Source organism: Empedobacter sp. UBA6305 (assembly GCF_002440405.1).
GTDB lineage: Bacteria > Bacteroidota > Bacteroidia > Flavobacteriales > Weeksellaceae > Empedobacter > Empedobacter falsenii_B.
Genome location: NZ_DJTP01000030.1, coordinates 1 through 13,457 on the forward strand (window position 1 = coordinate 1; position 13,457 = coordinate 13,457).

Annotated in this window: 15 protein-coding genes; 5 read left to right on the forward strand and 10 right to left on the reverse strand. The window is 33.1% G+C overall.

The features are described from left to right. Positions 1-29: 29 nt before the first annotated feature. Both rsmG and B3M86_RS07770 read right to left on the reverse strand, forming a co-directional pair. On the reverse strand, positions 30-656 hold the full coding sequence (gene rsmG / locus B3M86_RS07765) for a 16S rRNA (guanine(527)-N(7))-methyltransferase RsmG (RefSeq protein WP_286475743.1): 627 nt from the start codon (positions 654-656) through the stop codon (positions 30-32). Between the two features lie 6 nt (positions 657-662). Next, positions 663-1,109: a GAF domain-containing protein gene (locus B3M86_RS07770; protein ID WP_291076228.1), complete on the reverse strand. Its 447-nt coding sequence runs from the start codon at positions 1,107-1,109 to the stop codon at positions 663-665. Positions 1,110-1,204: 95 nt separating this feature from the next. Here B3M86_RS07770 and xrtF point away from each other — a divergent pair, with 95 nt between their 5' ends. After that, positions 1,205-1,747: an exosortase family protein XrtF gene (xrtF, locus tag B3M86_RS07775; protein WP_038332642.1), complete on the forward strand. Its 543-nt coding sequence runs from the start codon at positions 1,205-1,207 to the stop codon at positions 1,745-1,747. Then, entirely contained in the window at positions 1,737-2,183 is a 447-nt protein-coding gene (locus B3M86_RS07780) for an exosortase F system-associated membrane protein (RefSeq protein WP_291076226.1), read from the forward strand. Before xrtF ends, B3M86_RS07780 begins: the two co-directional genes overlap by 11 nt. Before the next feature lie 37 nt (positions 2,184-2,220). Here B3M86_RS07780 and B3M86_RS07785 read toward each other — a convergent pair whose 3' ends face one another. Together B3M86_RS07785 and rlmB are read right to left on the reverse strand one after the other, a co-directional pair. Then, positions 2,221-2,538 carry a hypothetical protein gene (locus B3M86_RS07785; protein WP_291076224.1) on the reverse strand — a complete coding sequence of 106 codons (318 nt, stop codon included), beginning with the start codon at positions 2,536-2,538 and terminating at the stop codon, positions 2,221-2,223. A gap of 12 nt (positions 2,539-2,550) precedes the next feature. Then, a complete protein-coding gene (gene rlmB / locus B3M86_RS07790; protein WP_219034413.1) occupies positions 2,551-3,300 on the reverse strand; it encodes a 23S rRNA (guanosine(2251)-2'-O)-methyltransferase RlmB in 750 nt (249 codons plus the stop codon). A 335-nt stretch (positions 3,301-3,635) separates the two neighbouring features. Here rlmB and B3M86_RS07795 point away from each other — a divergent pair, with 335 nt between their 5' ends. From B3M86_RS07795 to B3M86_RS07805, 3 genes are all read left to right on the forward strand, one after another. Beyond that, complete coding sequence (locus tag B3M86_RS07795; protein ID WP_180905207.1) at positions 3,636-4,430, forward strand: thymidylate synthase; 795 nt, start codon at positions 3,636-3,638, stop codon at positions 4,428-4,430. An 89-nt stretch (positions 4,431-4,519) separates the two neighbouring features. Then, complete coding sequence (locus tag B3M86_RS07800; protein WP_286495522.1) at positions 4,520-7,054, forward strand: M1 family metallopeptidase; 2,535 nt, start codon at positions 4,520-4,522, stop codon at positions 7,052-7,054. Positions 7,055-7,121: 67 nt separating this feature from the next. Beyond that, on the forward strand, positions 7,122-7,610 hold the full coding sequence (locus tag B3M86_RS07805; RefSeq protein ID WP_115001867.1) for a dihydrofolate reductase: 489 nt from the start codon (positions 7,122-7,124) through the stop codon (positions 7,608-7,610). Between the two features lie 59 nt (positions 7,611-7,669). On the opposite strand, the gene B3M86_RS07810 is transcribed toward B3M86_RS07805, so the two are convergent. From B3M86_RS07810 to B3M86_RS07835, 6 genes are all read right to left on the reverse strand, one after another. Further along, a complete protein-coding gene (locus B3M86_RS07810; RefSeq protein ID WP_180905208.1) occupies positions 7,670-9,004 on the reverse strand; it encodes an MFS transporter in 1,335 nt (444 codons plus the stop codon). Between the two features lie 18 nt (positions 9,005-9,022). Continuing rightward, positions 9,023-9,655, reverse strand: coding sequence for a bifunctional nuclease family protein (locus B3M86_RS07815; RefSeq protein ID WP_038332620.1), 633 nt, complete (start codon positions 9,653-9,655; stop codon positions 9,023-9,025). A gap of 108 nt (positions 9,656-9,763) precedes the next feature. Beyond that, entirely contained in the window at positions 9,764-10,720 is a 957-nt protein-coding gene (locus B3M86_RS07820) for an electron transfer flavoprotein subunit alpha/FixB family protein (protein ID WP_291068558.1), read from the reverse strand. Between the two features lie 26 nt (positions 10,721-10,746). Continuing rightward, positions 10,747-11,493, reverse strand: coding sequence for an electron transfer flavoprotein subunit beta/FixA family protein (locus B3M86_RS07825; RefSeq protein ID WP_115001874.1), 747 nt, complete (start codon positions 11,491-11,493; stop codon positions 10,747-10,749). Positions 11,494-11,561: 68 nt separating this feature from the next. Next, positions 11,562-12,395 carry a twin-arginine translocase subunit TatC gene (gene tatC, locus B3M86_RS07830; RefSeq protein WP_115001876.1) on the reverse strand — a complete coding sequence of 278 codons (834 nt, stop codon included), beginning with the start codon at positions 12,393-12,395 and terminating at the stop codon, positions 11,562-11,564. A gap of 4 nt (positions 12,396-12,399) precedes the next feature. Further along, positions 12,400-13,365, reverse strand: a complete 966-nt coding sequence (locus tag B3M86_RS07835) for a KpsF/GutQ family sugar-phosphate isomerase (RefSeq protein ID WP_125349795.1) — start codon at positions 13,363-13,365, stop codon at positions 12,400-12,402. Positions 13,366-13,457: the final 92 nt, after the last annotated feature.

Consider the following 13,457-nt stretch of genomic DNA (forward strand, 5'->3'; position numbering starts at 1 on the left):
CTATTTCAGGACGGGACAATTTCTAAAAATTAAATATCTTTCTTTTCTAAGTAAACGACTTTTTTCGTTTCGAAAAAATCTTCGTCAAAAAAGTTTTGAATATCAAATAAAACTGCATTCGGAAAACCTGCTAATTCTTCTGTCAAATCGCCTCCTTTTAAATATAATAAACCATTTGGAAAAGGATTAATCGCTTCTTTTTTGAATTTTCCACGAATCCATTCTGCAAATCTTGGCATTGCTGTTACCGCACGGGAAACCACAAAATCGTATTTATCTGTTAACTCTTCGGCACGCTTTTGTTCAGCTTTTACATTCGTCAAACCTAAACCATCAGCCACACCTTTTACAACCTTGATTTTTTTCCCGATAGAATCTACCAAATGAAACTGAACATTCGGAAACAAAATTGCCAACGGAATTCCTGGTAAACCTCCTCCAGTTCCTACATCAAGAACAGAAGAACCGTCTGTAAACTCCATCACTTTTGCAATCGCTAACGAATGTAAAATATGATTAGTATAAATTTCGTCAATATCTTTTCGAGAAACAACATTGATTTGATCGTTCCATTCTTTGTACAAATCACCAACTTTCGAAAATTGCTCGATTTGTTTTTCCGTTAAATCTGGAAAATATTTTAAAATTAAATCAATCATTGCTTAAATAATTTCTGAAACTCGCTGACAAACGTAATCTAACAACTTTGTATCGTCTTCTGTAAACGGATTAATTTTGTGCGAATCGATATCAATTTGACCAATATTTTCTCCATTTTTGAAAATTGGAACAACAATTTCAGCTTTCGTTTCGATTGAACAAGCCAAATAATTATCTTGTGCATAAACGTCTGGCACAACAAAAGTTTCGTTAGATTCTGCCACTTGCCCACAAATTCCTTTACCATAAGGAATTACTGTATGATCGGTCGCCGCTCCAACATAAGGACCAAGTTTTAGCTCATTTTTATCTCCATTCTTGAAATAAAATCCCACCCAATTGTAGTATTCAACTTCGTCACTCAACAATTGACAAATCTTTTGTAGTCTGTCTTCCGTAGAAATTGCGCTATCAATTATGACATCCACGCGTTTATGTAAATCTTGCATTTTGTTACTTCTAAAAAAGCAAATTTATTGATTAATCATAACTTAATCAAAAGTTGACGTTTTTCATTTATCTTTGTACAAGATTTTTTAATCAAATGAAAGAATTTAAACCCTTATTGTTATTCCTTGCACGTTTTTTAGGAACTTACATTATTTTAAGTTTAGCTTATAAATTATATTTGGATCAATATTTACCGCACAATAACCCTGATCCGTTTACAAAATTAACATCAGATATAACAGCTTTTGGCTTGAACAAATGTGGTTTTTTCTCATTTTCTAATATTGCCGAAAATCACCCTTGGATGCGTTTGGTTGTAGATGGACAAGTTGCATCTATTGTAAATGAAGGTTGTAATGCGATTTCTATTCTGATCATTTTCGTTTCGTTTATCGTTGCTTTTTACACGAATTTCAAACAAACTTTTTTGTTTATTTTGTCTGGTTTAGCAATTCTTTTTGTGATGAATATTTCGAGAATTATGTTGCTAAATTATATTTTTAGATACCACGCAGAATATGGTAAAATGGCGCACGATTATTTGTTTCCAGCAATTATTTATGGTTCAATCGTAATTCTTTGGATTGTTTGGATTAAGTTTTTTGTAACAAAATACAATAAACGAAATGCCAAATAAATATTTACGTTACGCAATTGCAGTTTTACTTGTTTTTGGATTGATATTAGTCCGAAAATTTGAAGATATTTTATTTTACGATCCTTTCATAAAATACTTTCATTTTGTTGGTCATTCAAAATTTCCTGAAATTGATTTACCAAAATTGAGCGCAAGTTTGATGGTTCGTTTTCTTATCAATACATTATTAACTGTATTAATTATTTGGTTTATTTTCTGGAAAAAAAGTTATGTTAAATTCTCTATCATTATTATGATTATTGGATTAATCGTTCTTTTACCAATCTATAATTATTTGATTTCAACACATTTTTCATCAGGCGAAATGGTTTTCTTTTATGTGAGAAGATTTCTCATTCAGCCTATGTTTTTATTGATTTTAGTTCCTTGTTTTTATTACCAAGAAATACAACATAAAAAAACGGTCGAAAATTAATTTTCGACCGTTTTTTTTATTTTATCTAACTTATCTTTTACAATAAACCTGATTCATCTTTTTCTTGTTGTGCATCCAATTTTGCTTGCTCTTTTGCTGCAGCTTCTTGTGCTTTTTGTTCTGCAACTTTACGTTTTTCTTCGTTTGCAATTTCTGCATTTGCTTTATTCACCGCTTTGTATTTATAAAGCCAACCTAAAAATCCTCCCAAAATAAATCCGATACCAGCACCTCCTGTTATTCCGACTAAAAATTCTTTGTCCGCAAATAATCTTGAGATATCTAAATTTGTAAAATAGTACATTGCAACGCTAATCGCAATCAACAAAAATCCAATAAAAGTAGAATAGGTCATCGTTATATGTTTTTAAAATAAATCTTGTAACATTCTTTGGCGAACAGCTTCGTACAAAATCGCTCCAGCCGCAACCGAAACATTCAGTGAAGCAGTTTGTCCAGCCATAGGCAATTTAATAATTTTATCCGAAATTTTAATAATAGAATCCGAAACTCCATCTTCCTCACTTCCCATCACAATAGCTGCAGGAACAGAGAAATCTGCATCATAAATAAATTCTGCTGATTTTTCAGAAGCACTAAAAATTGAGATTCCAGCCGATTGTAAATATTTAATAACATTCACTAAATTTCCTTCTTTACAAACCGGAATATTGTACAACGCTCCTGTCGAAGTTTTGATCGCATCTGCATTTACAGAAGCCGAACCTTTTGCTGGAATAATAATTGCATCAACACCAACACATTCTGCTGTACGAGCGATTGCACCAAAATTACGAACATCAGAAACACGATCTAAAATCAAGATAAAAGGTGTTTTTCCTTGTTCCCAAATTTGAGGTAATACATTTTCGATTGAATCAAATTCGATTGGCGAAATAAATGCATAGACTCCTTGGTGATTTTTTCCTGTAAAACGATTTAGTTTTTCTACAGGTACATAACTTACAGGAATTTCATATTCAGTGATTAATTTTCTCAATTCAGAAAAAATTTCACCTTGTAAACCTTTTTGAATAAAAATTTTGTCGATTGTTTTCCCTGCTTCAATCGCTTCTATTACTGGTCTTAAACCAAAAATTCCCGCTTCGTTTTTCATAAGTGCAAAGATAAAAAATTATACGTAACTATTTACCTATCCTTCTCTTCAATTGTTGTAAATAATTTGGAAAGCTCATATACAACATGCAACCAATAACAATTAGCGAAATCATTGAGATTAAATTTAGTTTGATATGAACAATTTTTGACACAAAAACAACCACCAAAACAACATTAAATAAAGTTTGGAAATAAAAATGTTGCGCAATTTTTCGTCCAAAATCTGATTTGCTATACGAAGCAAAAAACATAAAAAGCACTAAAATTGTAAAAATTAAACTAATTTTCATTCTAAAAAAAATCACTAAATTTGAAAGGTTAAATATACTCAAAATGCAACAATATCACGATTTATGTAAAAAGGTTTTAGCAGAAGGCGCTTTTAAAGAAGACAGAACGGGAACAGGAACTAAAAGTATTTTTGGTTACCAAATGCGTTTCGATTTGTCGAAAGGTTTCCCTTTGGTGACGACTAAAAAATTACATTTAAAATCGATTATCTACGAATTGTTGTGGTTTTTGAAAGGTGATACGAATATCAAATATTTAACAGATAATGGTGTAAGAATATGGAACGAATGGGCTGACGAAAATGGTGATTTAGGTCCTATTTATGGTCATCAATGGCGTTCATGGGGGAAACCAAATGGAGAAGTTGTTGACCAAATTAAAGTTGCGATTGATCAAATAAAAAATAATCCTGATTCACGTAGAATTATAGTTTCTGCTTGGAATGTTGGAGAATTAGATCAAATGGCTTTAGCTCCATGTCATGCATTTTTTCAGTTTTATGTGAATGATGGAAAATTATCGTTGCAATTGTATCAACGTAGTGCAGATATTTTCTTAGGTGTTCCATTCAATATTGCGTCATATGCGTTATTACAAATGATGGTTGCACAAGTTTGTGATTTAGAAGTCGGCGATTTTGTGCATACTTTTGGAGATGCACATATTTACAAAAATCATTTTGAACAAGTTGAACTACAATTAACACGCGAACCTTTTCCTCTTCCAACAATGAAAATCAATCCGAATGTAAAGGATATTTTTGATTTTACATACGAAGATTTCGAATTAGAAAATTATCAAGCTCATCCTCACATCAAAGGAATTGTAGCAGTTTAATCATAAAAAAACACTTAAAGTCTCCAAATTGGAGGCTTTTTTTGTAACTTTTCGAGAAAATTATCAACCAATAGAAATAAATTTTTACGATGAAAAAACGAATCCTTTGGCTTTCATCAGCCTTTATTATATCAAGTCTTACTTATGCGCAAGTAATGACGCCACCGCCGAGTTATAACGAAAACCAAACGAACAAATTAGATATTTATCGTGCAGAAGCAGAACGAATTAATAATCTTGTTCATACCAAATTGGATCTTAAATTTGATTATGCAAAAGAGCACGTTTTAGGTGAAGCTTGGGTAACATTGAAACCACATTTCTATGCTACAAACAAAGTTACATTAGACGCAAAAGCAATGTTGATTAGCGAAGTCGCTTTGGTAAATGGTGCTACAAAAAAAAAATTAAATTATAAATACGATGATTTACAATTAGTCATCGATTTGGATAAAGAATACAAAAAAGATCAAGAATATACACTTTACATCAAGTATACAGCGCGTCCAAACGAAGTAAAACAAGAAGGAAGTGCGGCCATAAACGATGCAAAAGGTGTTTATTTTATCAATGCAAAAGGTGAACGACCAAATTATCCAACTCAAATTTGGACACAAGGCGAAACTGAATCTTCTTCTTGTTGGTTCCCGACAATTGATAAAACGAATCAAAAAACTTCACAAGAAATCACGTTAACATATCCTGATAAATATGTTTCATTATCAAATGGAACAATGAAATCTTCGAAGAAAAATTCGGACGGAACAAAAACTGATTATTGGAAATTTGATAAAAAACATGCGCCATATTTATTCTTTTTCGGGATTGGAGATTACGCAGTCATCAATGATAAATGGAAAAATATCAATGTTGATTATTACGTAGAACCAGAATATAAAGATGTTGCAAAGCAAATTTTTGGTAATACACCAGAAATGATTCAGTTCTTTTCTGATAGATTAAACTATCCTTATCCTTGGGATAAATATGCACAAATGACGGCTCGCGAATATGTTTCTGGAGCTATGGAAAATACAACAGCTTCTTTATTTCATGATGGTGTTCAGCAAAAAGCTGGTCAATTAGTCGATGAAAACACTGCTGAATATGTTATTGCGCACGAATTATTTCACCATTGGTTTGGAGATTTAGTTACGGCTGAAAGTTGGGGAAATTTAACAGTGAATGAATCGTTTGCTAATTATTCTGAATATTTATGGTTTGAATATAAATACGGAAAAGAGAAAGCGGATGAGCATCGTTACAACGAAATGTTTGGTTATAAACAAGGCGATGGACCAACGAAAAATTTGGTTCGAGTTCATTACAATTCTCGCGAAGACATGTTTGATGGTGTTTCGTACAACAAAGGTGGAATTATCTTACATATGTTGAGAAACTTCTTAGGAGATGATGCTTTCTTCAAAGGTTTGAACAAATATTTGAAAGATAATGAATACGGAAAAGCTGAATCTACTCAATTACGATTGGCTTTGGAAGAAGTTTCTGGTCGTGACTTAAATTGGTTTTTCAATCAATGGTATTACGAAAATGGTCATCCAAAATTAACAGTTGTTTCAGATTATTCTTCAGCAAATAAAAAAATAAAAGTTGTTGTTCGTCAAGATGCTTCAAAATTATTTGAATTTCCTTTTGCGATTGATATTGTCGAAAATGGAAAAACAACGCGTCAACAAGTTTGGGTTCCAAAACAAGCCGAAACTGTTTTCGAATTTGCAGCAAACCAAAAACCTGATGTCGTTATTCCAAATGCGGATCAAGTTTTATTAGCAGATATCGACGATAAAAAACCTGTTGAAGATTTTATTGCGCAATACAAAGCTGGAAAAGGAAATTACACGACACGTTTATTAGCGATTGAAGCAATGGCAAATGCGCAAGCAACTAATCCAAAAGCGGCTGATGCCTTGGTTAATGCTTTAGATGATTCATTTGATGGATTAAGAATTTATGCGATTCATAAATTGGACACAAAATCAAAAACGATTGTTGATAAAGCTTCATCAAAATTAAAACAATTGGCTTCTAATGATCCTAAAACATTGGTTCAAGCGGCTGCTTTAAGTGCTTTGAATGATGCCAATATTTATGATGTAGCAATTTTCGAGAAAGCTTCAAAAAGCCCTTCATTTAGTGTTCAAGGAGCCTCGTTAACTGGAATCTTAAAAAATAATCCTTCAAAAATTAATGATTTAACAACTAATCTTGATAATGAAGTGATTAAAGGTTCACCAGATTTAGCAATGGCATTAGTTCCGACTTGGATCAAAAATAATCAATTGGATAAAGCTGCTTTAATTTCGGAATCTGCTGCGATGTATGAATTCGTAAAATTCCAAGATCCAGAAAAAGGAAAAATTGCTGAACAAGCTTTCAATTGGATTATGAACAATGACACACCAGATGCAACGGCTGAAATTGCTAAAACATATTCGCGTTATTATCCATATTTGAAAGAACAAAATCCACAAGCAGGACAAGCTGTGAAAATGATGGCTGAAAAAGCATTGCAAGTAAAAACGAATGCTGCAAAAACAATTAAATCAGCAACTATTGCAAAACAAGTGGAGCAATTACAAGATGCTATAAATAAAATGAAATAATTCACTAAAATTATTATATTTGTTAAGCTATCCTTGCAAGAGGATAGCTTTTTTTACCTTATAACTTATGATAAACATTGTAGTAGCAAAAGCAAGCAACAACGTAATTGGTGCAAAAAATGATTTGATTTGGCATTTACCAAATGATCTGAAACATTTCAAAAGTATAACTTCTGGGCATCCTATTATTATGGGACGAAAAACGTTCGAATCATTGGGTAGACCTTTACCAAATCGTACCAATATTGTTGTGACAAGAGATCAGAATTGGAATACAGAAGGTATCGAAATTGCGTCTTCTTTACCAAAAGCAATAGAAGTTGCGAAAAAAATTGACGATGATATTTACATTATCGGTGGTGGAAATATTTACAAACAAGCGATGGAATTTACTGATATTTTGTACATCACAGAAGTTCATCACGAATTTGATGGAGACACTTATTTCCCAGAAATAGACTTGGACGAATGGGAAGAAGTAGAACGAGAAGATTTCAAAAAAGATGAAAAACATCCATATGCTTACTCGTTTGTGACGTATAAAAGAATAGATTAGAAACTTTCGTGCATAAAAAAAGCAAGAATTTTGATTCTTGCTTTTATATTTTTTACACCTTAATGTTTTACATCTTGTACTTCGTCTGGATTGTGTTTGTATTTGAACACAATTGCGAACAATACCGTAACAACTAATGCGTAGCCTGCGAAAATAAACCAAGAATGTCTCCATCCTTCTAGCTGCAATGTCAAATCAGTTTGACTATACACTAAATGATTCACGATGTATTGTGCAATTAACATTCCGATTGTTGCTCCAAAACCATTGGTCATCATCATAAAAACTCCTTGTGCAGAAGAACGAATTTCTTCGTTTGTTTCTTTGTCTACATACAACGAACCTGATACATTGAAAAAATCGAAAGCGATTCCGTAAACAATCATTGATAAGATAAACATCCAAACGCCAGATCCTGGATCTCCTAATCCAAATAATCCGAAACGTAAGACCCAACCTACCATTGCCATCAACATCACGATTTTGATTCCGAATCGTTTTAGCACGAAAGGAATTAATAAAATACACAATGTTTCAGAAACTTGAGACAACGAAATTAAAGCATTTGCATTACTTGCTCCCCACGTATTGGCATAATCTGGAATATCCTTAAACGTTGTGATAAATGGATTTGCATATCCATTTGTAATTTGCAAAGAAACGCCTAAAAGCATTGAAAAGATAAAGAAAATTGCCATTTTTCTATCTTTAAATAATGCAAAAGCTTTTAAACCAAATGCATCAGAAATAGATTGTTTTTCAGAACTTTTGTTAACTGGGCAATTAGGTAATAAGAAACTGTATAAAAACAATATAACTCCTAAAAATCCAGATACAAAGAACTGATAATAATTGGATTGAAAACTTACGAATGTTGGATCACTTGAAAAGTTAAATCCAAAAACACCATCTTTAAATCCAGAGAAATTAACAAATAACATCGCTACAATAAAACCAACTGTTCCAAACGTTCTGATTGGAGGAAAGGATTTGATTGTGTCTAAATTATTTTGTTTTAAAATTGTGTAGGCTGTTGAGTTAGAAAGGGCGATTGTTGGCATAAAGAACGCCACACTAACCGAATAAAGTGCGAAGATTGTTGTAAAATCTACATCGTTTCCAGCTGTCATTCCGTAATAACCTGCTGCAAACATAAAAATCGCAGCTAATAAATGATTCAATCCCAACAAACGTTGTACAGGAATCCATCTATCCGCTACAATACCCATTATTGCGGGCATAAAAATCGACACAATACCTTGCATCGCGTAAAAAAGACCAATTTTTGGACCTAAGCCAACTGATCCTAAGTAATTTCCCATAGAGGTTAGGTATGCTCCCCATACCGCAAACTCAAGGAAACTCATGATTGTAAGTCTAAGCTTTACAGACATAATTATTTGAAATAGTTATTAGTTTCCCATGTTATCGATTTGATCACGAAGGCGAGCTGCCAATTCATAATCTTCATTCTTCACAGCTTTTTCCATCTCAGTTTCAAGTTCAGATTTTGTCCAACCTTCATATTCGTTGATATCAGACAAATCATTTTCCAAACCAGCCAAGATATCCAAATCATCTTCGAAGTTATTTGCTGCGCGACGTATATTTTCTTCTTCTTCAATAACGTCCAAATGAATTCCAGCTTTTTCTACAACATTATCATAGGCATAGATAGGTGCATTGAAACGAACAGCCAATGCAATTGCATCAGAAGTTCTCGAATCAATCTCGGCACGTTGTCCATCATCATTCACAAAAACAATATTCGAATAAAAAACACCATCTTCTAATTTATAAATATAAATAGAATCAACATTCAATTGAAATTCTTTTCCTAATGAAATAAACAAATCGTGTGTTAATGGACGAGGTGGATTAATATCTTTCTCTAAAGCTAATGCGATTGATTGTGCCTCAAAGCTCCCAATAATAATTGGCAACTTTCTTCCTCCTACATTTTCCTCTAGAATCAACGCATATGCGCCAGTCTGAGTTTGACTGTAAGATATTCCTTTAATATTTAATCTAATTAAATTGTCCATTTGGGCGTAAATCTATGAAAAACTGATGAATATTTAATCTTTTTTTAATGAATAAAAAAAATCCGAACCACCTAAATGATTCGGATTGAATTTATAATCTTAAAATGATTAAGCTTGACCTTTATATTTTTTTAACTCTTCAGTTAATTTAGGAACAATCTCAAAAGCATCTCCTACGATTCCGTAATCAGCCGCTTTAAAGAAAGGCGCTTCTTGATCATTGTTGATGACAACAATTGTTTTAGATCCATTAACTCCAGCTAAGTGCTGAATAGCTCCTGAAATACCAACTGCGATATATAAATTTGGCGCAATTGCTTTTCCTGTTTGTCCTACGTGCTCAGCATGCGGTCTCCAACCAATATCAGCAACTGGTTTAGATGATGCTGTAGCAGCTCCTAAAACTTTTGCTAAATCTTCGATCATTCCCCAGTTTTCAGGACCTTTCATTCCACGACCTGCAGAAACAACAATATCCGCTTCTTTCAAATCGATTTTATCAGAAGAAGCCATTTCTGTTGAAACAACTTTTACTTTTGCATCTGCATCAGAAACTGATACTGAAGCTGATTCTTCTGAACCTGAAACTGCATTTTCTTTTGCTCCGAATGCGTTTTGTAGAACTGTAACTACAACTTTTCCTGAAACTGCAACAGTTTCTACTCCTTTTCCAGAGAATGCTTTACGTGCAACTGTGAATGGAGAAACTGCTGTTGGAGATTTTTCTACATTTGTTACTAAAGATGCTCCTGTTTTGTATGCTAAAACTGGTGCTATAGTCGCTCCTTCGTTTGTTGATGGTAAAACCACAACATCTCCTTGAGCAACTTCAGCCAAAGCTTTTGCGTAAGAATTTGCATCAAATTTTGCTAAAGCTGCATTATCAACTTTAACTACTTTAGATGCTCCATATTTATATAATTCGTCAGCAGTAGCATTTCCAAAAACGATTGCTGTAACAGTATCTCCAGCAACATCAGCTGTAGCTTTTGCGTAAGAAACTGCTTCTAATCCTGCTTTTTTATATTTTCCGTCGTGTGACTCTGCGTATACAAAAATTGCCATTTTTTAATTTCTTTTTAGGTGAATAATTAGATTACTTTAGCTTCTTCGTGTAATAATCTTACCAATTCTGCTACATTGTCTTTGTCGATTAATGTTACATTACCTCTTTCAGCAGGTTTTACATAACCAACAACTTCAACTTTAGTTTCTGTCGCTTCTGGTGCAACAACTGCGATTTGTTTTGTACGCGCTTGCATAATTCCACGCATATTAGGAATTCTTAATGCAGCCTCGTCAACCAATCCTTTTTGTCCTGCGATAACAGCTGGTAAAGTAACTTCTACAGTTTCTTTTCCTCCGTCAATTTCACGAACAGCTTTTGCAGAAGAACCTTCTACATCAAGACCGATACATCCGTTTACAAAACCATAATCTAACATTGCAGCAACTAATCCTGGTACAGAACCTCCATTATAATCAATTGATTCTTTTCCTGTCAATACTAAATCAAAACCACCATCTTTAGCAGCTTTTGCGATTTGTGTAGCAACAAAGAAATCATCGCGAGCATCAGCATCAATACGAATTCCATCATTCGCACCAATCGCTAAAGCTTTACGCATAACTGGATCTACAGTTGCATCTCCAACAGTTAAAATTGTAACAGTAGCTCCTTGTTTTTCTTGTAACTCTACTGCTTTATTTAAACTAAATTCGTCGTGCGGGTTAATAACGAACTGAACACCATTTTTATCAAATGATTTTCCGTCAGCTGTGAAGTTGATTTTTGCTGTAGTATCTGGTACACTACTAATACAAACTAATATCTTCATAATTTTGTGTTTACTTTTTCTTTTATGTAAAAATAACTAATTTATTTTATTATGCAAGCATAACATTGTTAATTCTTTACTAAGTCGTTACTTTTCGCTTTCAATTGTTTTTTATAAACTGAATTTGAAACCAATACACTTAGTTCGTACAATAACCAAAGAGGAATTGTAACTAAAATCATACTGTACACATCGTTTGGTGTAATTGCAGCTGCAATCACTAATACAACAATAAATGCGTGTTTACGGTATTCTTTCAAAAATTTTGGTGTTAAGATTCCAATACTCGTTAAGAAGTAAACGAAAACAGGCATCAAAAACATAACTCCCATCGATAATAATAATTGAACAAATAAATCGATATAACTTGGCAACGTCCATGTATTTCCTACACCAAAAGGATCGTAAGTGAATAAAAATTGTGTACACAATGGTAGCAACATATAGTAACTAAATAAGACTCCTGTTACAAAGAAAAACGAAACAGCGAAAATGGTAAATCCTGCATATTTTCGTTCAGCTTCTTTTAATGCTGGTTTTACAAATCGCCAAATTTCAAAAATAATATAAGGAATTGCGATAATTACACCACACACAATTACTGCAAAAAATTGTGAAGTGATCTGTCCTGATGGATTAAGATTGGTCAATTCTTTCGAAATATCAAATGATTCGGTATAAATTTTTCCGAAACCTGTTAATTCACCAAATTGATTAAAAATATCAAACGTTGGAAAAGTTGATTTTAATGGAGCCATAATCACATGTTCCACCAATTCGTCCCAATAAATAGCGACTGCAATAGATGTAATCACAATTGATAAAATAGAACGAACCAAATGTCCTCTCAACTCACCAATATGAGCCAAAAATGACATACTCGATTTTGTATTATCTGCCATACGCTTATTCGATTCCTTCGTTTAAAATTGAGTGAATATCCAAAATTCCATAATAATGATTTTCTTCATCAACCACCACCAATTGTCCAATACTGTTGTGACGAAGAATCGCTAAAGCTTCTCTTGCTTTTTCAGCTTTTTTGATTGTTTTCGGATTCATTGAAGCAATATCTTTCGCAGTTAAATGTGCAAAAGTTTCATTATTTAATAACATTCGGCGCAAATCTCCATCTGTTATCACACCAACAATTTTATCATTATCAATCACAACTGTAATTCCATGACGACCTGATGTTAATGAATTAATGACTTCTGTAATCGAAGAATCTGGATGCACAGAAGGTTTTCTTTCTGGATCAACAATATTTTCTACTGTCCACAATAATCGTTTTCCTAAAGCTCCACCTGGATGATATTTTGCAAAATCGTTTTGTGTAAACGCTCTCAATTTCATCAAAGCTACCGCCAATGCATCACCCATTACCAATTGAGCCGTTGTAGAAGTTGTTGGTGCCAAATTTACGGGACAAGCTTCTTTATCAATATTAACATCCAAAACAATGTCTGAATTTTTTGCTAATTCTGATTTCAAATTTGATGTTAAACCAATCAAAACTGATGCATATTGTTTAAGAATCGGAGCCAAATATGTAATCTCTGGCGTATTTCCACTTTTCGAAATACAAATCACCACATCTTCTGGTCGTACAAGACCCAAATCGCCATGAATAGCTTCCGTCGCATGTAAAAATTGACTTGGAGTTCCGGTAGAATTTAAGGTTGCTACAATTTTATTTGCAATGTGTGCACTCTTTCCTACTCCAACAACTACCAACTTTCCTTTCGTGTTATATATCGCATTTACCGCATCAACAAAAGACTCGCTAATACGAGAAGCTATTGCTTCCAGCGCTTGAATTTCTTCTCGAAATACCCCTTGCGCTATTTGTATTAATTCTGAATTTTCCACAATAAAATTTCTATTGTCTATTTTTAAAATTTTTCGTACTTTTACTCTCCTTTTTTATTTACACTCAATTATATATAAATCATATAAAATTT

Coding starts and splice junctions, on each gene's coding strand:
- B3M86_RS07770 (WP_291076228.1), bottom strand. CDS start 1,109: ATGCAAGATTTACATAAACGCGTGGATGTCATAATTGATAGCGCAATT.
- B3M86_RS07795 (WP_180905207.1), top strand. CDS start 3,636: ATGCAACAATATCACGATTTATGTAAAAAGGTTTTAGCAGAAGGCGCT.
- xrtF (WP_038332642.1), top strand. CDS start 1,205: ATGAAAGAATTTAAACCCTTATTGTTATTCCTTGCACGTTTTTTAGGA.
- B3M86_RS07825 (WP_115001874.1), bottom strand. CDS start 11,493: ATGAAGATATTAGTTTGTATTAGTAGTGTACCAGATACTACAGCAAAA.
- tatC (WP_115001876.1), bottom strand. CDS start 12,395: ATGGCAGATAATACAAAATCGAGTATGTCATTTTTGGCTCATATTGGT.
- B3M86_RS07785 (WP_291076224.1), bottom strand. CDS start 2,538: ATGACCTATTCTACTTTTATTGGATTTTTGTTGATTGCGATTAGCGTT.
- rlmB (WP_219034413.1), bottom strand. CDS start 3,300: ATGAAAAACGAAGCGGGAATTTTTGGTTTAAGACCAGTAATAGAAGCG.
- B3M86_RS07805 (WP_115001867.1), top strand. CDS start 7,122: ATGATAAACATTGTAGTAGCAAAAGCAAGCAACAACGTAATTGGTGCA.
- B3M86_RS07780 (WP_291076226.1), top strand. CDS start 1,737: ATGCCAAATAAATATTTACGTTACGCAATTGCAGTTTTACTTGTTTTT.
- B3M86_RS07800 (WP_286495522.1), top strand. CDS start 4,520: ATGAAAAAACGAATCCTTTGGCTTTCATCAGCCTTTATTATATCAAGT.
- B3M86_RS07820 (WP_291068558.1), bottom strand. CDS start 10,720: ATGGCAATTTTTGTATACGCAGAGTCACACGACGGAAAATATAAAAAA.
- B3M86_RS07810 (WP_180905208.1), bottom strand. CDS start 9,004: ATGTCTGTAAAGCTTAGACTTACAATCATGAGTTTCCTTGAGTTTGCG.
- B3M86_RS07815 (WP_038332620.1), bottom strand. CDS start 9,655: ATGGACAATTTAATTAGATTAAATATTAAAGGAATATCTTACAGTCAA.